Annotated in this window: 16 protein-coding genes and 3 pseudogenes; 10 read left to right on the forward strand and 9 right to left on the reverse strand. The window is 69.9% G+C overall.

Translation table 11 applies throughout. The features are described 5' to 3' along the window. Positions 1–912 precede the first annotated feature (912 nt). Complete coding sequence (locus RZ84_RS36195) at positions 913–1,374, reverse strand: Lrp/AsnC family transcriptional regulator (RefSeq protein WP_078893597.1); 462 nt, start codon at positions 1,372–1,374, stop codon at positions 913–915. A gap of 10 nt (positions 1,375–1,384) precedes the next feature. Next, positions 1,385–2,815 carry an amino acid permease gene (locus tag RZ84_RS05275; protein WP_052230427.1) on the reverse strand — a complete coding sequence of 477 codons (1,431 nt, stop codon included), beginning with the start codon at positions 2,813–2,815 and terminating at the stop codon, positions 1,385–1,387. Positions 2,816–3,263: 448 nt separating this feature from the next. On the opposite strand from RZ84_RS05275, the pseudogene RZ84_RS42475 reads away from it, so the two are divergent. Continuing rightward, positions 3,264–3,413 (forward strand): annotated as a pseudogene (locus RZ84_RS42475) (transposase); the annotation flags it as partial. A gap of 44 nt (positions 3,414–3,457) precedes the next feature. On the opposite strand, the pseudogene RZ84_RS36205 reads toward RZ84_RS42475, so the two are convergent. Both RZ84_RS36205 and RZ84_RS05290 read right to left on the reverse strand, forming a co-directional pair. Then, positions 3,458–4,461 (reverse strand): annotated as a pseudogene (locus RZ84_RS36205) (IS5 family transposase). Positions 4,462–4,638: 177 nt separating this feature from the next. Then, positions 4,639–5,130 (reverse strand): TetR/AcrR family transcriptional regulator, encoded by a 492-nt coding sequence (locus RZ84_RS05290; RefSeq protein ID WP_043262607.1) that lies wholly within the window; start codon positions 5,128–5,130, stop codon positions 4,639–4,641. Between the two features lie 85 nt (positions 5,131–5,215). Here RZ84_RS05290 and RZ84_RS05295 point away from each other — a divergent pair, with 85 nt between their 5' ends. Together RZ84_RS05295 and RZ84_RS40670 are read left to right on the forward strand one after the other, a co-directional pair. After that, the gene (locus RZ84_RS05295) at positions 5,216–6,283 is read left to right on the forward strand and encodes an FAD-dependent monooxygenase (protein ID WP_043262604.1); all 1,068 of its coding nucleotides are present in this window, start codon (positions 5,216–5,218) and stop codon (positions 6,281–6,283) included. 49 nt (positions 6,284–6,332) lie between these two features. Next, positions 6,333–6,563, forward strand: a pseudogene (locus RZ84_RS40670) (hypothetical protein); the annotation flags it as partial. 198 nt (positions 6,564–6,761) lie between these two features. Here the strand turns inward: RZ84_RS40670 and RZ84_RS05300 are convergent. After that, on the reverse strand, positions 6,762–7,400 hold the full coding sequence (locus RZ84_RS05300) for a TIGR03086 family metal-binding protein (RefSeq protein ID WP_241777594.1): 639 nt from the start codon (positions 7,398–7,400) through the stop codon (positions 6,762–6,764). A gap of 701 nt (positions 7,401–8,101) precedes the next feature. Continuing rightward, entirely contained in the window at positions 8,102–8,227 is a 126-nt protein-coding gene (locus RZ84_RS42255) for a hypothetical protein (RefSeq protein WP_277816911.1), read from the reverse strand. A 415-nt stretch (positions 8,228–8,642) separates the two neighbouring features. Here RZ84_RS42255 and RZ84_RS05305 point away from each other — a divergent pair, with 415 nt between their 5' ends. Both RZ84_RS05305 and RZ84_RS05310 read left to right on the forward strand, forming a co-directional pair. Next, a complete protein-coding gene (locus tag RZ84_RS05305) occupies positions 8,643–9,302 on the forward strand; it encodes an NADPH-dependent FMN reductase (RefSeq protein WP_043263290.1) in 660 nt (219 codons plus the stop codon). Between the two features lie 286 nt (positions 9,303–9,588). Further along, on the forward strand, positions 9,589–11,757 hold the full coding sequence (locus RZ84_RS05310; RefSeq protein WP_043269201.1) for a S9 family peptidase: 2,169 nt from the start codon (positions 9,589–9,591) through the stop codon (positions 11,755–11,757). A 65-nt stretch (positions 11,758–11,822) separates the two neighbouring features. On the opposite strand, the gene RZ84_RS05315 is transcribed toward RZ84_RS05310, so the two are convergent. Then, positions 11,823–12,467 (reverse strand): cysteine hydrolase family protein, encoded by a 645-nt coding sequence (locus tag RZ84_RS05315; protein ID WP_043263291.1) that lies wholly within the window; start codon positions 12,465–12,467, stop codon positions 11,823–11,825. Positions 12,468–12,692: 225 nt separating this feature from the next. On the opposite strand from RZ84_RS05315, the gene RZ84_RS05320 reads away from it, so the two are divergent. From RZ84_RS05320 to RZ84_RS05330, 3 genes are all read left to right on the forward strand, one after another. Beyond that, positions 12,693–13,157 (forward strand): pyridoxamine 5'-phosphate oxidase family protein, encoded by a 465-nt coding sequence (locus RZ84_RS05320; protein ID WP_043263292.1) that lies wholly within the window; start codon positions 12,693–12,695, stop codon positions 13,155–13,157. Between the two features lie 167 nt (positions 13,158–13,324). After that, entirely contained in the window at positions 13,325–14,803 is a 1,479-nt protein-coding gene (locus RZ84_RS05325) for an acyl-CoA synthetase (RefSeq protein ID WP_043263293.1), read from the forward strand. Continuing rightward, positions 14,796–16,268: a carboxyl transferase domain-containing protein gene (locus tag RZ84_RS05330; protein ID WP_241777595.1), complete on the forward strand. Its 1,473-nt coding sequence runs from the start codon at positions 14,796–14,798 to the stop codon at positions 16,266–16,268. Before RZ84_RS05325 ends, RZ84_RS05330 begins: the two co-directional genes overlap by 8 nt. A gap of 214 nt (positions 16,269–16,482) precedes the next feature. Here RZ84_RS05330 and RZ84_RS05335 read toward each other — a convergent pair whose 3' ends face one another. Further along, the gene (locus tag RZ84_RS05335; RefSeq protein ID WP_043263294.1) at positions 16,483–17,409 is read right to left on the reverse strand and encodes a LysR family transcriptional regulator; all 927 of its coding nucleotides are present in this window, start codon (positions 17,407–17,409) and stop codon (positions 16,483–16,485) included. Between the two features lie 74 nt (positions 17,410–17,483). Between RZ84_RS05335 and RZ84_RS05340 the strand changes: the two genes are divergently transcribed. Next, positions 17,484–18,476, forward strand: coding sequence for a DMT family transporter (locus tag RZ84_RS05340; protein WP_043269203.1), 993 nt, complete (start codon positions 17,484–17,486; stop codon positions 18,474–18,476). 449 nt (positions 18,477–18,925) lie between these two features. Here RZ84_RS05340 and RZ84_RS05345 read toward each other — a convergent pair whose 3' ends face one another. Beyond that, complete coding sequence (locus tag RZ84_RS05345) at positions 18,926–20,257, reverse strand: aminotransferase class I/II-fold pyridoxal phosphate-dependent enzyme (RefSeq protein ID WP_043263295.1); 1,332 nt, start codon at positions 20,255–20,257, stop codon at positions 18,926–18,928. 35 nt (positions 20,258–20,292) lie between these two features. On the opposite strand from RZ84_RS05345, the gene RZ84_RS40680 reads away from it, so the two are divergent. Continuing rightward, positions 20,293–20,522: pyridoxamine 5'-phosphate oxidase family protein (locus RZ84_RS40680; RefSeq protein WP_241778015.1), on the forward strand; the 230-nt coding region annotated here is incomplete at its 3' end.

Raw genomic sequence — 20,522 nt, forward strand, 5'->3', positions numbered from 1 at the left:
TTGAGCTTGGCATGGTTAGCTGCGTACTTGACGCCGTCATACAGCGCATTTCCCGCAGCGCCCTCCGCCACGGACCTCGCAACTGCGCCCCAGCCGCATTGGGGAGTCATGACACTGTCGCCGGTGACGACCTTGTCGGGCTTAGCGGCAGCTGCCTGGAAAGCAACTGCGCTGGTTCCCGCCTTAGAGGCAGAGGAGGACGATTCTGCAGAAGCGCTCGTCGCCGTAACCGCCGTGGCACAAGCAGCCACAGCAAGACCCGCAATAGCGAGCTTAACCTTCTTCAATTTGCAACCATTCTTGAATGGCTACCCGCGTAGCCAGGGACTATGGATATTCGACTAGTTGTCGAAAGCGCGAGACAGGTCGGCCCCACCCAGCTCGGACTCAACGGGAATGCCGCCCCGCCTGAACATCTTCTCTTGGGCCTGCACGGGATGGTTAGCCGCGTACTTGGCGGCGTCATACAGTGCATTTCCCGCAGCGCCCTCCGCCACGGCCCTCGCAACTGCGCCCCAGCATTGGGGAGCCATGACGTTGTCGGCGGCGCCGACCTTGTCGGGCTTAGCGGCGGCTGCCTGGAAAGCAACTGCGCTGGTTCCCGCCTTAGAGGCAGAGGAGGACGATTCTGCAGAAGCGCTCGTCGCCGTAACCGCCGTGGCACAAGCAGCCACAGCAAGACCCGCAATAGCGAGCTTAACCTTCTTCAATTTGGAGCCCTTCTTGAATGGTTATCCCTGTAGCCAGAGATAAGGAATTTTCGACTCGCTTACTCGCGAGTAACGTCAATCATCATACAAGGCTGGGCGGCTTTGGGAAGTAGTAGATGTAAGAAATTAACGGAGCTCTCGTTAAAGAGATCGTCAAAGGGGAAAGATGACTCCGCAGCCCCTCTGGGGTGAATTTTGTTGCCTATTCATCTATTCGGTTATTCGGTTGCGAATTCCGAATGAGTGGCGACAGTAGGGTGGATCTCGTTCGCTCCACGAACGGTTCGGCCTCGATGCGTTTCAGGACCTGCTCGAAATGCTCGATTCCTGACGTGGACACCTGAACCAAGGCGTCGGCATTTCCCGTGACGGTGGAAGCGGATACCACTTCTGGGTATTGAGACAAGCCGCGTCGGATCGTCTCGGGTGTGGTCTTAGGGCGGCAGAAAAGCTCAATGGCTCCCTCGGTCTGCCGGTCGCCGAGGGCTGGATCAACCCGGATGGTGAAACCCAGGAGTGCGCCCTCCTGGCAGAGCTTGTCCACGCGGCGCTTGACTGCAGAGGCGGATCGTCCGACTTCTGCACCTATGTCGGCGTAGGAGCGCCGAGCATCGCCGGCCAGCGCCCACACTATGGATTCGTCGATGTCGTTCGTCTTGCGCACGACGGGTTAATCACTCACTCTGTGCGGCCAGCCTGGAGCGACGTCTGCCGTACCCGAAATAGACGGCGAGTCCTGCCATCATCCATATCCCGAAGACCTGCCACGTCACGGCCTCGAGGTCGAACATCCGCCACAGGCAGAGGATGAAACCGACGGCCGGGACGATGGGGAACAGCGGAGCGCGAAAGGCGCGCGGCATGTCCGGGCGGGTCCGCCGCAGCACGATGACGGCGACGTTGACTAGGGCGAAGGCGAACAGGGTGCCGATACTCGTGGCCTCGGCGAGCTGCCCCAGCGGGACTGCTGCGGCGAGGAAGCCACAAAAAAGCGACACGATCACCGTATTCGCGCGGAGGGCACCCGTGCGGGGGTGCACCCGTGCGAACACTTTGGGGACCAGGCCATCCCTCGACATCGCGAAAAGAATGCGCGTCTGCCCGTACAGAACGGTCAGGACCACACTCGCGATGGCGACGACAGCTCCGGCTGCCAGCAGAACGGCCCAGAAATTTTGGCCGGTGACGCTTTTCATAATCTCGGCGAGCCCGGCTTCCGAGCCATTGAAGCTCTGCCAGGGCGCCGCGCCGACAGCGGCGGCGGCCACCAGGCAGTACAGCAACGTGACGATGGCCAGGGAGAGCATGATGGCGCGCGGAAGGTCCCGTTGTGGGTTGCGCGCTTCCTCACCCGCCGTGGCAGCGGCATCGAACCCGACGTACGAGAAGAAGAGCGAGGTGCTTGCAGCACTGACGCCGGCCATGCCCAGCGGCATGAACGGTGCGTAGTTGCCAGCCCGGATGCCCAGGAACGCCACGGCGCAGAAGAGCACCAGCGTCCCGATTTTCACGACCACCATGACGGTGTTCGCGCGGGCGCTTTCCTTCGCTCCGCCCAGCAGGAAGACCATGGCGAGCAGCACGACCAGCAAGGCGGTGAGGTTGAAGTAGCCGCCGTCACCAGGCGGTGAGGCCAGAGCGGCAGGGATCGTCACCCCGAGGGTTCCGTCCAGCAGCTCGTTCAGATACTGCCCCCAGCCCACAGCCACAGCCGCGACCGACACCCCGTACTCAAGGATCAGGCACCACCCGCAGATCCAGGCGACGACTTCTCCGAGAGTGACGTACGCGTACGAGTAGGAGGACCCCGACACCGGCACAGCGCCGGCCAACTCCGCGTAGGAAAGCGCCGAGAACAGGGCCGTCAGGCCCGCGATGACAAAGGAAAGGACGACTGCCGGCCCCGCCTTGGGTACGGCCTGCCCCAACACGACGAAGATTCCGGTGCCCAGCGTCGCGCCGACGCTGAGCATCGTCAGGTGCCACACGCCCAACGAGCGGTGCAGCGAACCCCCTTGGCCCTGGCCGCCTTCCGAAATGAGTTGTTCGACTTGCTTGCGCCGAAAGAGCGCAACAGTTCTTGATGTAGTGGCCAGAGTGGTCAGCTCTGAACCTGATTCAGACACGAAGTACCCCGTTAACGCGTGTCCAGTACAGATCAACGGCCTCACTCTAAGAGTCGGCCAAGCTGCGATGTAACGCGTCTTCGTTGCAAACATGCAGCTGATCGTTGCGTCTCGGTGTTGTTGAAAGCCGACCCATCCTGGTTGGCGCCCAATTCGATGCATATCGGTAAGAGCGCTTGCGGCAGGTGGCGTCACTGACTCAAGAGCGGCTAGGCAACCCTCCGACCTCACCTCGTGTCTATACGTAATGAGAATGCCTGCCGCCCGCGCCAAGATGTTCCCGGGGCGAGCGGCTGGTCGTGCCACTGCCGGTGATGAGACCTGCAAGGAGCTGGTCCTCCGCGGCGCGCTCAGCCCGTGGTGAGGCTGATCCTTTGGAGCGGACACCCTGGCAATGGATCTTGATGGTCCAGGGAGGGGTGTCCAGGTGGGACGCCAATCTCCGTACCCGGAGGAGTTCCGGAAGGATGCCGTCGCGCTGTACCGCGCGTCCGGTGGCAAGCGCACGTACGCGGCGGTGACCGCGGATCTCGGGATCACCAGGGAGACACTGCGCACATGGGTCCGCAAGGACACCGGCCGGTCTGCGTCTGAGCCATTAGGGCGCGTATCGAGTCGTGATCAATCGGTGGCCCTCATGAGGTCCTTGAGCCAGATCATCGCGGCGCGCAGCCGGAGGCCGGCGAGGTAGCTACCTGGGGTCTTGTCATAGCGGGTGGCGATGCCCCGCCATGCCTTCATCCTGTTGATCGCACGCTCGACAGAGTTCCGTTCCTTGTAGAGCTCAGCGTCATGGCTGACGGGTCTGCCGCCCTTGCTGCCCTTCCTCTTCCGGTGACCAGCTTGGTCCTTCCTCTCCGGGATGACCGCCTTGATGTGGCGTTTCCGCAGGTAGGCACGGTTACCGCGGGATGACTACGCCTTGTCCCCGGCGACCACGTCGGGACGGGTGCGGGGACGGCCGGCAGGTCCCCACACCCGCACTTTCTTGAGGGCCGGGATGAACTGCGGGCTGTCCGCGGCCTGTCCGGCGGTCAGGACGAATGCCAGGGGGCGGCATTTCCGGTCGGCGGCGAGGTGGACCTTGCTGGTCTGCCCGCCCCGCGAGCGCCCCAACAGAGCTGCCTTCAGGCGAATCCTGTGTCGACGCCGAAGGCGTCGTCGCTCCTCCCGCACAGGATCTGCTTCGGCATCCTGCCCGTTTTGCTCCTCAGAGCCGCGCCCTTTGACCTGGCCTTCTCTTCCTCGATCGCGGCCTTCTCCAAGGTGGTGAGCACGCTCTGGTCCAGCTGCATCCCGGCTGCGTCATGGTGCGCACGGGCGGTGGTGGAGTCGATGCTGACGAGGGACAGGTCCGCCTCACCCCGCTTCCCGGCCTCCGCGATCAGCCCATCGAACAGGGCCTCGAACGCGCCCGCATCGCGCCACTGCCGGAAGCGGTTGTGCACGGTCGACCAGACTCCGAACTCGGTCGGCATCTCCCGCCACTGTCCGCCGGGCTTGAATCGCCAGAGCACTCCCTCGAACTGCTGCCGCAGCCGCTCGGGGTAGGGGCCGTACTCGCCGATCGGCAGGTACGGCTCGATGAACTGCCACTCCTGGTCCGTCATTTGCGTGCACGTCACGCACGAAGGTCTACCGTTCCCCAGGCCCGCTATGGGGGCGGCTCCGAATATCGATCATGACTCGATACGTGGTCTGACTGGAACGCTCAGGTGTTCGGTCTCGCGCCATCGTCGCTTTGGTCCGGGATCAGGACTACGGCAGTCGTGAGCTCCTGAAGATTTGCAGAGCGCGCGATGTCACAGCCTCTTGGCAAGCGTGCGGAGTTCGGCGACCACCTCGGCGCCGGACGGCGCCTGCTCCGGGTCGACCAGCCACTGCAGCATCAGCCCGCCCAGTAGCGCCAGCGGCACCGACCCGCCCAGCCCCTCGCGGCCCTGCCGCTGACCCTCGGCGAGCCGGTCGCGCACCTCGGGAGAGTGCTGGGCCTGGACGGCGGCCTCCAGCTGGGCCACCCACAGTGCGCGATGTGTGGTGAAGCTGTCGATCAGCGCCTGCCAGCGCTCCTCCGGCCCGGCCCCGTCCGCTGTGGCGGACGGAAGCTGGTCCAGCTCGTCCACCGCTTCCACCAGAGCCTGGGTGAGGAGGGCGTCCCGGGAGCCGAAGTGGTAGCCGATCGCGGCATGGCTGACGCCGGCCGCCGCGGCGATGTCCCGCACCGTGGTGCGGCCCCAGCCTCGTTCGATCAGGCACTGCTTCGCGCCCGCCAGCAGATCCTCGCGGTTTCCCATGTGGCGGAGCCTAGCAGAACAGTTGCCCATTTGGTTCATCCAAATGGATTGACCAAATGGTCAAATCGCGGCTAGTGTCCTCGCCATGAACGACACCAAGGTTCTGATCTCGGGTGCGAGCGTCGCCGGACCCGCCCTGGCCCACCTCCTCAACCGCGCCGGCTGCTGCGTCACCGTCGTCGAGCGCGCCCCCTCCGTCCGGGGCGGCGGCTACGCCGTCGACTTCCGCGGCGAGGCCATTGATGTCCTCGACGAGCTCGGCATCCTCGCCGAGGTGCGCGGGCATGACCCCCGTATGCGCGGCACGAGCCTGGTGGACGAGGCCGGCGAGAAGACGGGCGAGCTGCCCGCCGAGGCATTCGCCGGCGAACTGGAGGTCCCGAAGGCCGATCTGACGCGGATTCTGCACCGCATCACCGCCGACGACACCGAGTACCTCTTCGACGACACCATCACCGCCCTCACCGAGCACGAGAACGGCGTCACCGTCGAATTCGAGAAGGCCGCCACCCGTGACTTCGACCTCGTCCTCGGCGCCGACGGCGTCTACTCCCGGGTGCGGCGCCTTGCCCTTGTCCCCCATGAGCAGGCCCTGCACCACCTGGGCCTCTCCGGCGCCGGCTTCACCACCGACAACTTCCTCGGCCTCGACCACCAGGGCATGCTGCAGGTCGCCGGCAACGCCGCCGTCTACCTCTTCAGCGCCGGCGACCCAAAACGGCTCACCGTCAGCCTCTCCTTCGCCACCGACTCGCCCGCCCTCGACCGGCGCAGCCGCGACGAGCAGCAGCAGGCCGTGCGCGCAGCCTTCGCCGGCCGCGGCTGGGAGGTCCCCCGCCTCCTTGCGGCCATGGAGGACGCGGAGGACTTCTACTTCGCCTCCACCTGCCAGGTCCAGCTGGAGCGCTGGTCGACCGGACGCGTCGCCGTGCTCGGCGACGCCGGCTACTGCGCCGCCCCGACCGCGGGCATGGGCACCTCCCAGGCCCTGATCGGCGCCCGCTCCCTCGCCCGGCACCTGACCGCCGCCGACGGCGACCACCGCGCGGCCTTCGCCGCCTACGAAGCCGAGCTGCGCCCCTACGTCGCCGAGAACCAGGCCAAGGGCCGCGAGGCCGTCGCCATGTTCGGCGGCGGCGACCCGCAGCACTGACCCCGATCAAGACCCTCTGGAGGCAACTGCCAGGCCGCCAACCGGAGGAAGAAAGGGGGGCCTGGGTGGTCGGCCTGTCAGCCACGACGTCGCCCTCTACAAGGAGACGAACACCATCAAGCGCCTGATCAAAAAACTCAAGGCTTGACGGGGCATCGCCGCCCGCTATGACAAGACCCCGGGTAGCTACCTCACCGGCCCCCAGCTGCGCGCCGCGATGATCTGGCTCAAGGTTCCTCACGAGGACCACCGATTGATCACGACTCGATACGCGCCCTAGTCGACAGCGTGGAGAGACGGCGGCCGAGGAGCTGGCCCGGCTGCGGGCCGAGAACCAGCGGCTGCTGAAGGCAGAGAAGGAGAGGCTGCACGGGGAGCTGAACACGGTGCCCAGAAGCATCCGGGCTCGACCCCACCACACAACATGACGTCAATCGCCAAGAAGGTGCTCACCGTTGAGCGGAATCGCCGAAGAGGCTCAGTGACCTCGTGCTGGCGTCCTCCCCATTCGGTGCAGCAGTCGCATCTGTGGGGATGCGTTGCGAGCGAGCACTTCCTCGGGAGCGGCAAAGAACCGGTGAGTTGTTTCGAGGGCGGTGGGTGTTTCCGTCAAGCCGGTGTAGATCTCGTCAAGATGCTCGTCGATCCACGCCACGAGGCTGCCATCGAGGGTGTCCTCCACGTTGATAGCCCGTGCGAGATCCCATGTGTGGACAGTGCTGTCCGTGATTCTCACGGCAAGTGCCTGCTGGCCGGTCACCGGCCCCAAGGGATAGTCCAGAATCCGCTGAAGAGCACCAGTCTCCCCGAACGCTTGGGCACACTCTCGTACGGACAGGGCGTACGCACCAACCGGATCCGAGCCCAGCGCGTCAGTGTCCCGCAGCCGCAGGAAATCGACGGCGCCGCCGCCATGCAGCAGACTCACGTAATTGAGGTTTCCGCGAGTCATGTGGTTGACCAACTGCCGCACATTCCACTCGGTACAGGGAGTTGGCCAGGACCACTGCTCGGGTCGCACTGCTCGCAGCTTCCGTTCGAACTCGGTGCTGGACCCGAGGAACCGATCGATGAGCCCTTCAAACGCGTTGACCATGTGACCCAGCATGCTCGCCATGGACGGCTGGGTCCGGCGGGTATCGGACGTCAAGGTTGAGTTCTCGAAATACGGATACCCGCTACCCCAGCGCCTACCAGCGCATCGCTGCCCTCAAAACCGGGCCGTATTTGATGGCGTGGTTCGCCCGATGCGGTGGGCAGATAAGAAGACCAGGCTGGACGACCCAACATCGTTTTCTGGCGGGCTGGCAGAGGGGAGACTCCCTGAGACGGGACTGTGGGTCTTGGGCGTTACCTGGTTCCTGACGGGCTGCAGGAGATAGCAGCGCCGCTGATACCAGCGTCCCGCCTCCGTCGACAGGGCAACGGAACGGCTCCCGTGGCGGGCCGGAAGGCGATCACCGCATCGTGTACCCGCTGACCACGTCGTGCGCCTGACGTCGGCTCCCGCCCTGCTTCAGGATGAGCCGGGCCACCGCATTCCCACGCCGCGTACTACGCGTCGGTCGCAGCACTCACGCCGTCACCGCCTCCCTGCTTTGCGTATGACGGCGATCACCGAGCGTGCCAGCAGCAATGGTGGCTCCCGCACCTCAATTCCGGCCATGGTCGTGGAGCTTCCTGGGGAGAATCTGGGGAGTATCACAGCCGCTGGGGAGCGCGTGGGGAGAATCAGCTGCATAAACCAGCACGAGCCTGAAAGACGGTGAAAGGACCATACACGCAGGTCAGCGACCTGCTTAGTCGCAACGCCGCAGGTCAAGGGAGGTGCCTGGACAACTCCATGATGTAGGTGCCGAGATCGTCCCCCTCGACGATCCCCGGCAGCGATCCGCCCTCGCGCAACGGCGTGACGTAGCGGGTCGCAACGACTTCGGTCAACATTTCCCCAGGTTAACCGGCACACCAGGGGTGCGATCCAAGGGTTTTCGGCGAGGCACGAGCACCCCCGCAGCGACCGCCCCGCTGCCGGCGGTCCGCACGTCCGGCGCGCCCGCCCACACGCACGTCCCCGGGTGCCGGCCGCGTTCCGTTCCGGGTGGCCGGCCGAGCTCGACCTGATGGCGCAGCTCGCCGTGCTGCGGCTGCGGGAGCGGTGCGGCGACCGGACGGGGGACCGTTCACCGGCGGGAGCCGCCGGCACGTCCCGGCCTGGGAGCGGCCGACCGGGCAGCGGCGCCGGGCCCGGGGCACTCATCCGGAGGGCCCAGGCCCTGTAGCACGGCTGCCGGAGCGCGATCAGAATGGTCCGCGGGGCGCCGGTCCGCCGGGCGCCGCCCCGCGACGGAAGGACGCCTCCATGCCCTCGGACGACCGCCCCGGCCCGCTGCGGTTACTGGTCTTCGGCGCCTCGCTGCGGGCCGAGTCGGCCAACGCCCGGCTCGCCTCCCTCGTCGCCCGGCTGATCGCCGACACGGGCGCGACCGTCGACCACGCCACCATGCGCGACTTCGCCATGCCGATGTACGACGGCGACGTGGAGGTCGCCGAAGGGCTGCCGCCGGGCGCCCTCGCGCTGCGCGAACGGCTGGAGCGGTGCGATGCCTTCGTCATCTCCTCCCCCGAGTACAACGGCTCGGTACCAGGAGTGCTGAAGAACGCGATCGACTGGGTCTCGCGGGTCCGGCCGCAGCCGTTCAAGACCAAGCACGCGATGCTGGTCTCCGCCTCGCCGTCGTTGGTCGGCGGCAACCGCGGGCTGTGGACGCTGCGGGTCCCGCTGGAGCACCTCGGCACCCGCGTCTACCCGGACATGTTCAGCCTCGCCAACTGCTACTCGGCCTTCGCCGAGGACGGCACGCTCCTCGACTCCGGGCTGCACGAGCGGCTGGCCGAAACGGTGACCGGCTTCCTCGGCCTCGTGGAAGCCGATGTGCGCTATGTCTGCCTGGAGCGCCGCTGGTACGAGTTCCTGGGCGACCGCACCGAGGCGGCCGTCACCCAGCGAGCCGAGGAATAAATAGGCAGGCGGGCGGCGATGCTTCCGGGGTATACCTTATTCCTGGGGGGCGCGGCGATGAGTTGAGCCGAACGGAGCCGAGCCGAACGCGAGCGCGTCGCCCCGGCCGACGGCATCCCCTCCGTGCGACCCCCGCGTTCCGGCGCAGCTCGCGCTCTGCGACCTGCGCAGGCAAGCGCGCTCCACCTGTATTCCCGAAGCCCAACGGCCCTGTGCCGTTGGGCTTTTTCCTGCCCAAACCGATGTCATGGACAACCGACCTCACCGGCCCCAGGAGGACCACACCGTGGAAGCGACCACACGGACCACACGGCGTCCACAGAACGGCTCCGGCACCACCAACGCAGCGGAATTCCCCCGGCAGTTCGCCCGTACCCGACGCTTCTCCCTCGGCGTGCCCCGGCAGTTCGGCATCTCCCCGGACGGCCGGCGGGTGCTCTTCGTCCGTACGGGGTCGGGCAGCGATCCCGTAGGACGGCTGTGGCAGTACGAGGACGGCGCGGAACGGCTGCTGGCCGATCCGGCGGTCCTGGTGGGCACGGGTTCCGAGGACATACCCGAGGAGGAGCGGCTGCGGCGGGAGCGGGCCCGCGATCGCACCGCGGGCGTGGTGGAGTACGCGGCCGACGACGCCGCGCGTGTCGTGGCGTTCGCACTCTCCGGGGCGCTGTGGGCGGTGCGTACGGACGGCGGCGCGCCGTTCCCGGTGCCGGCGGCCGGGCCGGTGGTCGACCCGCGCCCGTCCCCGGACGGGCGGCTGATCGCGTATGTGAGCGGCCGGTCCGTCCATGTCGTCGGACTGGACGGCAGCGACCGGCAGTTGGCACGGGCCGAGGGCCCGGAGGTCTCCTACGGGCTCGCCGAGTACGTCGCCGCCGAGTCGATGGGCCGGACGCGCGGCTACTGGTGGGCACCGGACAGCCGCCGCCTTCTCGTGGCCAGGGTGGACACCTCGCCCGTGGAACGGCGTTACCTCGCCGATCCGGCCGACCCGGCGCGGCCCCCGCAGGTGCTCCGCTACCCGTCGGCGGGCACCGCCAACGCGGAGGTCACCCTGCACCTGCTCGCCGTGGACGGCGAGCGGACCGAGGTGACCTGGGACCGCGCGGCGTACGAGTACCTCGTCGACGCCCGGTGGGACGCGCACGGCCCGCTGATCGCCGTCCAGAGCCGTGACCAGCGCGTGCTCCGGACGCTGGCGGTCGATCCGGCGACCGGCGGCACCGAGGTGCTGCACGAGCGGACCGATCCCGCCTGGGTGGAGGTCGTGCCCGGCACCCCGGCCCGTACCGCCTCCGGCGCCCTGGTGCTCCCGGAGGACGACGGCGGGACCCGCCGGCTGACCGTCGGCGGCCGGCGGGTCACCCCGGCCGGACTGCAACTGCGCGAGGTCCTCGGCGTCGAGGGGGAGAGCGTGCTGTTCACCGCGAGCGAGGACCCCGAGGAGACCCACGTGTGGCGCCATGAGCCCGGCACCGGCAACCGGCGGCTGAGCCGGGGGCCGGGACGCCACACGGGGGCGGAGCGCGGCGGGACGGCCGTCGTGGCGGGACTGACGCCGCGCGGCGACGAGGTCGTCGTCCTACGGGACGGGGCGCCGGAGCCCGCCTCCTACGAGGGCATCGCCTCGCTCGCCGAGGAGCCGGCGGTCGTCCCCCGCCCGGTCCATCTCGCCCTCGGGGAACGCGCGTTGCGGGCGGCCCTCTACCTCCCGTCGTGGCACAAGGAGGGCGCCGGGCGGCTGCCCGTACTGCTCGACCCCTACGGCGGCCCGGCGATGCAGCTCGCGGTACGGGCCCGGGGGTGGTTCGCCTGTGTCTCCCAGTGGTTCGCCGAGCAGGGCTTCGCGGTCCTGGTGGCCGACGGGCGCGGCACTCCGGGGCGCGGGCCGGCCTGGGAGAAGGCCGTGCACGGCGACCTGTTGCGGCCCGCCCTGGAGGACCAGGTGGCGGCCCTTCAGGCCGCCGGGGCACGCTTCCCCGATCTGGACCTGGAGCGGGTGGCGATCCGCGGCTGGTCGTTCGGCGGCTTCCTCGCGGCGGCGGCCGTACTGCACCGCCCCGACGTCTTCCACGCGGCGGTCGCCGGAGCCCCGCCCACCGACCAGCGGATGTACGACACCCACTGGAAGGAGCGGTTCCTGGGCCACCCCGGAACCCACCCGGAGGACTACGCGCGCTCCTCGCTGACCGGGCACGGCCACCTGCTGCGCCGCCCGCTGCTGCTCATCCACGGCCTCGCGGACGACAACGTGGCCGCCGCGCACACCCTGCGCTTCTCGGCCGAACTGCTGGCGGCGGGCCGGCCGCACACCGTACTGCCGCTGCCCGGCGCCACCCATCTGCCGGCCGACGAGGCGATCACCGAGAACCTGCTCCACGTACAGCGGGACTTCCTGACCGAGGCGCTGCGAGCCCGGGAGAACGAGGCGGGGAAGCGGTCCACCGGGGAGTGAGCACGGGGCGCCCCGGCGCGCGGCACGGCCGGCCGTTCGTCCGAGGGCGCCGCGGCCCTCCCTGGTCAGCGGGCGCGGCGCGGTCGCTGCCAGCAGCCGCGCACCTCGTCGGTCGTGGTGACGGTGGCCACAAGGGCGAGGGTGTTGCGGACCATCGCGGGGGTGTACTCGGCGGGCACCCCCGCGATGGCGTCCGCGGGCACCACCGCCACATAGCCCAGGTTGACCGCGTCGAACACCGCGTTGGGGATCGCCACATTCGCCGAGACCCCGGTCACGACGAGCGTGCGGCACCCGAAGTTGCGCAGCAGCGCGTCGACTTCGGTTCCGGCGATCGGGGAGAGCCCGTGCAGTCTGCGCACCACCAGGTCGCCCTCCGACACCGGTATCGGGTCGGCGATCCGCACCGCGGTGGACCCGGCGATCTGCTGCACGGGCAGCCGCTCGGCCGCCGTGAAGAGCCGCGCGTTGCGGCTGGCCCCGCGGCCGTCGGGGCGCCGTTCGGCGACCGCGTGCAGTACCTGGACACCTGCGTCGTGCGCCGCCGCCACCAGGCGGGCGGTGTTCGTCAGCGCTCCCGATGTGCGGGCCGCCTCGGCCAGTTCGGGCAGCGCGCTGTCCGTACCGACCACGCCGCGCTGGCACTCGACGGTGAGCAGCACCGTGGAGGCCGGGTTCAGCTGCTCGATGAGCCGGGTGTCCGAAGGCATGGCCAGTCCCTTCTGCGGACGCGCGCACCAGCGTCCACGGATGCGTCGGCGCAGGCGTCCACGGACGCGGGCAGGGCCGCGCCCGCGGCGCGGGCGATCCGGCCCCGGCGCCTGCGCGGCTGCGGCGGGTGGGTCGAAGACGGGCGAGGCTATCCACCATTGCGCCCGTTAGGAAGAGCCCCCATGCTTCCTGACAGCTTTCAGGTGCGATGGAGGGCAGTGCGGATGACCGACACACAGCGGCGCGGGCGCCGGATCAGGATGACCCCCACCGAACTGGACGCGTTCCTGGCCGCGCAGCGGACCTGCCGGGTCGCCACGGTCGGCGGGGACGGCTCGCCACATGTCGGCGCGCTGTGGTTCGCCTGGGACGGGACGGCACTGTGGCTGTATTCGATCACCCGCAGCAAGCGGTGGGCGCAGCTGCGCAAGGATCCGCGGACCTCGGTGCTGGTCGACGACGGGCAGGAATACGGGGAGCTGCGCGGCGCCGAGCTGACCGGCCGCGCGGAGTTCGTCGGCGAGGCCCCGCGGCGCGGCGATCCCTGTCCGGAACTGGCCGCTCCGGAGCGGCTGTTCGCCGGGAAGTACTTCGGGATGGCGGAGATGCCGCACGACGGTCGGCACGCCTGGCTGCGCCTGGTGCCGGAGTCCGTGGTGTCCTGGGACTTCCGCAAGATCCCGGGCTGAGGGCGCGCGGCAGCGGCGCACCGGCCGTCCCGTCGGCCCCGCGGTGATCGCATTGTCAGTGGTCTCTGCGAGAGTGGGTACGTCAGCCCGCTCCGCTCGGCGATGCGTGCGGGGCGGGGCAGCTCCGGCCGCGGCGGCCGGGCTCCGACGAGGACGAAGGAGATCCGGTGAACGTGCTCTTCCCCGCACTGCGCGACGGCTCGCCCGCCCCGGCGCTGCGCTTCGGCGACCGCGCGCTGAGCCATCGCCAACTGGCCGCGGTGGCCGGCCCGCTCGCCGACCGGATCGGCGAGCGGAGCCGGGCGGGCGGCGCGACCCGCATCGCGATCTGGGCGACACCGACGCTGGAGACCGCCGTCGGCGTGGTGGCCGCGCTGCTCGCCGGAGTCGCCGCGGTCCCGGTGAACCCCAAGATCGGCGAGCGCGAGCTGGCCCACATCGTGGCGGACAGCACGCCGTCCCTCGTGCTCGCCGAGCCGGGCGCCGACCTGCCGGGCCCGCTCGCCGCGCTGCCCCGCCTCGACGTCGAGATCGCCGACGTGGCCGAGGATGCCGTGCCGGCCCCGCTCCCGCCGGAGCCGAGCGACGAGACCCCGGCGCTGATCGTCTACACCTCCGGTACGACCGGCCCGCCCAAGGGCGTCGTCCTCCCGCGGCGCGCCGTCGCGCACACCCTCGACGCCCTGGAGGACGCCTGGCAGTGGACCGCCGACGACGTCCTGGTGCACGCCCTGCCGCTGTTCCACGTCCACGGCCTGATCCTGGGCGTCCTCGGTCCGCTGCGGCGCGGCGGCAGCGTCCACCACCTGGGGCGCTTCAGCACCGCGGCGGTCGCCCGGGAGCTGTCCGCGGACGGCACGATGCTGTTCGGCGTACCGACGATGTACCACCGCCTGGCGCTCGACGCCGGCCAGGACCCGGTGCTCGCCAAGGCGCTGGGCCGTGCCCGGCTGCTGGTCTCCGGCTCCGCGGCACTGCCGCTCACCGACCACGCGCGGCTCACGGCCGCCACCGGACGGCGGGTGATCGAGCGCTACGGCATGACCGAGACGCTGATGAACACCAGCGTGCGGACGGACGGTCCGGACGCCACCGGCACGGTCGGGGTGCCGCTCCCAGGGGTGTATGTCCGGCTCGTCGACGACGCGGGCGGCGCCATCGAGGCGAGCGACGGCGAGACCGTGGGCGAAATCCAGGTCCGCGGCCCGAACCTCTTCTCCGAGTACCTGAACCGCCCCGACGCCACCGACGCCGCCTTCGACGGCGGCTGGTTCCGTACGGGCGACATGGCCGTCCGTGACGCCGCCGGGAACTACCGCATCGTCGGCCGCAAGGCCACCGACCTGATCAAGAGCGGTGGCTACAAGATCGGCGCCGGCGAGATCGAGAACGCCCTCCTGGCGCACCCGGGAGTCGCCGAGGCCGCCGTCACCGGCGCCCCGGACGAGGACCTCGGCGAACGGATCGTCGCCTGGGTCGTCACCGAAAGCGGCCCCGACTCCGGCCCCCCGCCCACCGCCGAGGAACTCGCCGACCACGTCGCCCGCCAACTCGCCCCCCACAAACGACCACGCACCGTCCACTTCGTGGCGGCACTGCCCCGCAATGACATGGGCAAAGTGCTGAAGCGAGAGCTCCATGCCTGAGAACACGGCACCGCCCCTGCCCAGCCAGCGGCTGACGGCCCGTCAAGCCCTGGCGGCCGTCACGGATGCGTATGTGGAGCTGGATGCGGATATGGGACTGACCGAGGACGGCGGCGACGGCCCTCGGGCGCCCGGAGTGTCCGGGGCAACCCCGTCCCCCACGGCCACGCGCCCGCCCGGTGCGCCGTGGCACCTCCCGAAGGAGGACGGCCCGCTCGGCTGGCGCGGCTACGACGCCTCGCGGGAGCGCGCCCGGGCCCGGACCGGCGAGGACGAGTCGGTGATCATCGCACGCGGCACGATAGGCGGCGTCGAAGCCATCGTGCTCTCCTTCGAGTTCGGCTTCCTGGGCGGATCGCTCGGCGAACGCACCGGCGACCGGCTGGAGGCCGCCTACACCCGGGCCCGCGAGCAGCGGCTGCCACTCGTGTCGCTGATCGCCACGGGCGGCAGCCGCATGCAGGAAGGCATGCGCGCCCTGATGCAACTCCAGCGTGTGGCCCGGCAGTCGGCGCTGAACCACGCCGCGGGGCTCCCGCAGATCGCCGTACTGCGCGATCCGACGACCGGCGGCGGCTGGGCGACGCTCGGCGCCGGAGCCGATGTGATCCTGGCACTGCCCAGGGCCCAGGTCGGCTTCGCGGGCTCACGGGTACGCCCCCAGGGCGCCGACCCCGCCGCGTACTGTGCCGAGGGGCAGTTCGCCGCCGGCCAGGTCGACGCCGTGGTCCCGGCCGACCGGCTCCGCACCGCACTGCAACGCTGGCTCCAACTCCTCGGCGGAGCAGGAGGGTTGCCCGCGGAGTCCGCCGAGCCGGCCCCCGTCCCGTATGCCCTGGGCACGGCCGGCCTCCCGGAAACCGGCTGGGACGCGGTGGACCGCGCCCGCGATGCCCGTCGGCCGCGCGCCCAGTCGTATCTGGACGCGTACTTCGACGACCAGGAGGAGATCAGCGGCGACCGCTGCGGCGGTCGCGACCCTGGCATACGGTGCGGATTCGGCCACCACGCCGGCCGGACCATCGCATTCGCGGCCCAGTGCGGCACGGCCACCCGACCGGCGGGGTTCCGTACGGCGACCCGCCTGATCCGGCTCGCGGACCGGCTCGCTATCCCGGTCCTCACCCTGGTGGACACCCCGGGCGCCGCCAACGACGCGGACGCGGAACGCTCGGGCGCCGGCGCCGCCATCGCCGACACGTTCGCCGCGCTGGCCTCCGCCCGCGTGCCGGTCACCTCGCTCCTCATCGGTGAGGGCGGATCGGGCGGCGCCCTGGCCCTCGCCGCACCGGACCGCCTCTGGGCCACCCCGGACAGCTACTTCTCGGTGATCGCCCCGGAACTGGCCGCCGCCATCCTCAAACGCGGCACTCACCAGATCCAGGAGACCGCCGACCAACTCCGCATCCGCCCCCAGGACTTGCTGGAACTGCGCATCATCCGCGAGATCGTCGGCGGGAGGTGAGGGCGGGGGCTGGCGGTAGGAGGTCCGGGGGCGGGCTGGGGGCCGTCTTTGACCGGAGCCGGGGCTGGGGCTGGGGGCCGCCGGGGCCGCTTTGGGACCAGGGCCGAGGACCGGCAGCCGACCAGGAAAACGACGGGAAAGACGGGAGAGACGGGAGCCAGGACAGACAGGACAGACAGGACAGACAGGACAGACAGGGGACAAATCCCGCTTCTCAGGCGCCTGTGGCCCCCATCTCCACCCCGATGCTCTCCCCTGCCCTCCGCAGCGCTCGCACGGCGGCACGGATCGAGGGGCGACGGTCGGCGTCCGCGCGCCAGATGGCGTAGACATGGCGGCGCATCGTATGCCGTACGGGCACCACACTCACCCCCGCGGGCACCGGCCCACGCCCCAGTCGCGGGGCTACCGCGACGCCCAACCCGGCAGCGATCAGGGCGAGTTGGGTGTGATGCTCCTCGGCCATATGCGCGATCCGCGGCTCGACTCCCCTGCCGCGCAGGGTGAACATCAGCCAGTCATGGCAGAACTCCCCCTGCGGCCAGGAGATCCATTCATCGTCCGCGAAGTCCTCCAGCTCCACCGACCGCCGTCCGGCCAGCGGATGGTCCGACGGCATCGCCACATCGGCGGGATCGTCGAGCAGCGGAGCCTTGGCCAGCCCGTCGGGCAGTGACAGCGGCCGGTTGTACCAATCCAGTACGACCGCCAGATCGAGGTCGCCACGGACCACACCCCGGACCGACTCGTCCGGCTCCAGCTCCGTCAACCGCGGACGGAGCTGCGGGTGTTCGGCGTGGAGCGAGACCAGGGCGGCCGGAAAGAGGCCGCGCGCCGCAGTGGGGAACGCGCCCAGCCGCAGCTCACCCACCGCCTGGCCACGATGCGCCTCCAGATCGGCCTGCGCCAGCTCGACCTGGGAGAGGATGCGCCCGGCATGATCGGCGAGTAGCCGTCCGGCGTCGGTGAGCCGCACCCCGCGCCCGTTCTTGGCCAGCAGCTGCTGACCGGTCTCCCGCTCCAGCTTGGCGATCTGCTGCGAGACCGCCGAGGTCGTCACATGCAATCCGTCGGCCGCCGCACTCACCGAACCGTGCCGGGCGATCGCGGACAACGTCCGCAGGCGATCAAGGTTCAACATGTAAGCAATGCTAAGCGATACCTGCCACGAATTCTCTCTTGTGCTACGCATTTGCGCCCCGCATCGTGGACGTCATGAGCACCGCCGCGGGCACACCCACCGCCTCCAGCCGCACCCCAGCCCCTCCCGCCAGGACCACCGCGGCAACCGCCGCCGATACCGCCCCTGGTGGCGAACGCACCCGTCGGCGGGCTTTCGGCTGGCAGATCCGGTTCGCCTTCCTCTGCCTGGTCTGGGGCTTCAGCTTCCTCTTCATCAAGGTGGGCACCGAGGGCTTCTCGCCGCTGCAGGTCACACTGGGCAGGGTGGCGTTCGGGGCGCTGGCGCTGCTGGCGATCCTGGTGATCAAGCGCGAACGGCTTCCGCGGTCGGCGCGGACCTGGGGTCATCTCACGGTCGCCGCGTTCCTCCTCAACGCGCTGCCGTTCTCCCTCTTCGCCTACTCCGAGCTGACCATCCCCTCCACGCTGGCCAGCATCTGCAACGCCACCTCACCGCTGTGGGGCATGGCACTCTCGGTCGTCGCGCTCTCCGAGGACCGCCCCACGCGCCGCCGGGTCGCCGGTCTGGGCATCGGCTTCCTTGGCGTACTCACCGTCCTCGGCGCGTGGCAGGGCTTCGCCGGTACGGATCTGACGGGCACCGCGATGGCACTGGGCGCCTCCCTCAGCTACCCCATCGGCTGGATCTATGTCCGCCGCACCCTGGGCGGCGGTCAGCACTCGCACCTCGCCATGTCCAGCACCCAGCTGCTGCTCGCCACCCTCCAACTCGCCGTGGTCACCCCGCTGTTCACCCCGCTGCCGACGGCGTACCCGGTCGTCCCGCTGCTCGCCGTCTTCGCTCTCGGCGCCCTGGGCACCGGCGTGGCGTTCCTCCTGCAGTACGGCCTGGTCGCCGAGGTCGGGCCCACCACAGCTCAGATGGTCACCTACTTCATCCCCGTCATCGCCACCGCCTCGGGCGTGGCCCTGCTCAACGAGCACCTTGCCTGGAACACCCCCGTAGGCGCCCTCATCGTCCTCGCCGGCGCCGCCCTCACCCAGAGCAAGCCCCGCGGCACGTAGGACAGCGACTGCTTCCCTTTCCCTTCTCCCCCCGGGGCCCTCCCCCCACCCACCCCACACCCCCACCACCACCGCCGCCCCACAGACACCAGCCCCCCACCCCGGCCCCGCCAACCCCCAAGCGGCAGGAGCGAGGAGGCAGGGGAGGCCGGGGACAGGAGCCAAGAGGAATCCCCGTACCCCCAAGTACTGGGAGGCAGGAGCCAAGAGGAATCCCCGCGCCCCCAAGCGCTGGGAGGCGGGAGCCAAGAAGGCGTCCCCCAGCCCACAAACACCAGCAGGGCCGGGAGCCAAGAGGCATCCGAAGCCCCTGAGCGCCAGGAGTCAGCCCCCATCCGCCAGGCATCACGCATCACGCGCCAGCCATCACACGTCAGTCATCACACGTCAGCCATCGCGCACCAGCCATCAGCCACGACGGGCGAACCCGCCTCCGTCAAGCGCCCCTCTCACTCATACCGCCGGGCCTCCCCCACACCCGTCGCCGCGGCGACCGCGTCGGCGAGCGGGTTGATGTCGTCGGCGGTGAGGCCCGAAACGGTGATGCGTATGCCGGGGGGCGAGTGCATCCGGAAGCGCGCGCCCGGTGCGACCGCCCAGCCGGAGTGCAGCAGCCGGGCCACCGCACCCGTCTCGTCCGGGACCGGCACCCAGACGTTCATGCCGCTGCGCCCGCGCGCCCGTACTCCGCGCTCCTCCAGGGCTCGTATCAGCGCGTCACGCCGCTCGCCGTATGCGCCGGCCACCGTTGGCGAGTCGACCGCGGATGTCCGCCAGAGATGCACCACCACGTCCTGGAGGAGGTGGCTGACCCAGCCGGGACCGAGGCGCTGGCGTCCGCGTACCCGGTCGATGGTCACGGCGTCGCCGGTGAGCACCGCCAGTCGCAGGTCGGGGCCGTACGCCTTCGCCGTCGAGCGCACCAGTACCCAGTGGTCGGTGGCACCGGAGAGCGGATGCAGCGGGAGGTCGACTATTCCGTGGCCGTGGTCGTCCTCGATGAGGAGCACATCGGGGTGTCCGGACAGGAGAGTGCGGAGTTCGGTGGCGCGGGGTCCGCTGATGGCGGCACCCGTGGGGTTCTGCGCTCGGTCGGTGACGACGACCGCGCGGACCCCTTCGGCGAGCGCCGGCGCCAGCCGCTCGGGGAGCGGACCGTCGTCGTCCACGCCGACCGGCACGGGGCGGAGCCCAAGAGCCGGGATCAGGTCCAGCAGGCTGCCCCACCCGGGGTCTTCCACGGCCACCGCGTCACCGGGCCGCAGATGCGCGGCGAGCACGCGCTCGATGGCGTCGAGCGATCCGCTGGCGACGGCCACCGGCCCCTCGGCCACCCCGTCGCGGTCGAAGGCCGAGCGGGCCAGGGCCGCCAAGTCCTCGTCGACGGCGGGCATGCCGTAGAGCACGGGGCGCCGTGCGCTGCGCGCGGCGGCCTCCGCCAGCGGCTCTTCCAGCGAGGGGAACAGCGCCGGGTCGGGGTTTCCGTCGGAGGCGTCCCGGACGCCCGGTGGCACCTCGACGCGCAGCGCCTCGCGCGAGGTGCTGGCGGGACGCGGGCGCACCCGGCTGCCGCGGCGGCCCGCGGTTTCGATCACTCCGCGGTCACGGAGCGTGCGATACGCGGCTGCGACCGTATTGGGATTGACCTCGAGATAGACCGCCAACTCCCTGAGTGGCGGCAGCACTTCGCCTGGTTGGAGCTCGCCCGCACCGACAGCGCGCTCGACACTGGCGGCAATCTCCGATGCGCGCCGCCCTTCGATCCGATACTCTCCTAGCACAAACTTTATTATGCACTAGTGCAATGGAGATCGCAATGACGCAGGCGAAGTCCTTCGCGCCGACCGAGCGCACCACGCCCACCCGCTCCCGCGAGCGCGCGGCGTACGACGAGGCCACGGTGCACGCGATCCTCGATGCGGGATACGTCTGCCACCTGGGCTTTGTGCGCGACGGCGCCCCGGTCGTCCTTCCCACCCTCTACGGCCGTGTCGAAGACCGTCTGTATCTGCACGGTTCGACCGGCTCCCCCCCCCCCCCGGTGGC

It is taken from the genome of Streptomyces sp. CT34, from assembly GCF_000805335.1.
Classification (GTDB): domain Bacteria; phylum Actinomycetota; class Actinomycetes; order Streptomycetales; family Streptomycetaceae; genus Streptomyces.

Coding starts and splice junctions, on each gene's coding strand:
- RZ84_RS05340 (WP_043269203.1), top strand. CDS start 17,484: ATGAGCACCGCCGCGGGCACACCCACCGCCTCCAGCCGCACCCCAGCC.
- RZ84_RS42255 (WP_277816911.1), bottom strand. CDS start 8,227: ATGTTGACCGAAGTCGTTGCGACCCGCTACGTCACGCCGTTGCGCGAG.
- RZ84_RS05290 (WP_043262607.1), bottom strand. CDS start 5,130: ATGGGAAACCGCGAGGATCTGCTGGCGGGCGCGAAGCAGTGCCTGATC.
- RZ84_RS05335 (WP_043263294.1), bottom strand. CDS start 17,409: ATGTTGAACCTTGATCGCCTGCGGACGTTGTCCGCGATCGCCCGGCAC.
- RZ84_RS05300 (WP_241777594.1), bottom strand. CDS start 7,400: ATGGCGAGCATGCTGGGTCACATGGTCAACGCGTTTGAAGGGCTCATC.
- RZ84_RS05315 (WP_043263291.1), bottom strand. CDS start 12,467: ATGCCTTCGGACACCCGGCTCATCGAGCAGCTGAACCCGGCCTCCACG.
- RZ84_RS05320 (WP_043263292.1), top strand. CDS start 12,693: ATGACCGACACACAGCGGCGCGGGCGCCGGATCAGGATGACCCCCACC.
- RZ84_RS05305 (WP_043263290.1), top strand. CDS start 8,643: ATGCCCTCGGACGACCGCCCCGGCCCGCTGCGGTTACTGGTCTTCGGC.
- RZ84_RS05295 (WP_043262604.1), top strand. CDS start 5,216: ATGAACGACACCAAGGTTCTGATCTCGGGTGCGAGCGTCGCCGGACCC.
- RZ84_RS05330 (WP_241777595.1), top strand. CDS start 14,796: ATGCCTGAGAACACGGCACCGCCCCTGCCCAGCCAGCGGCTGACGGCC.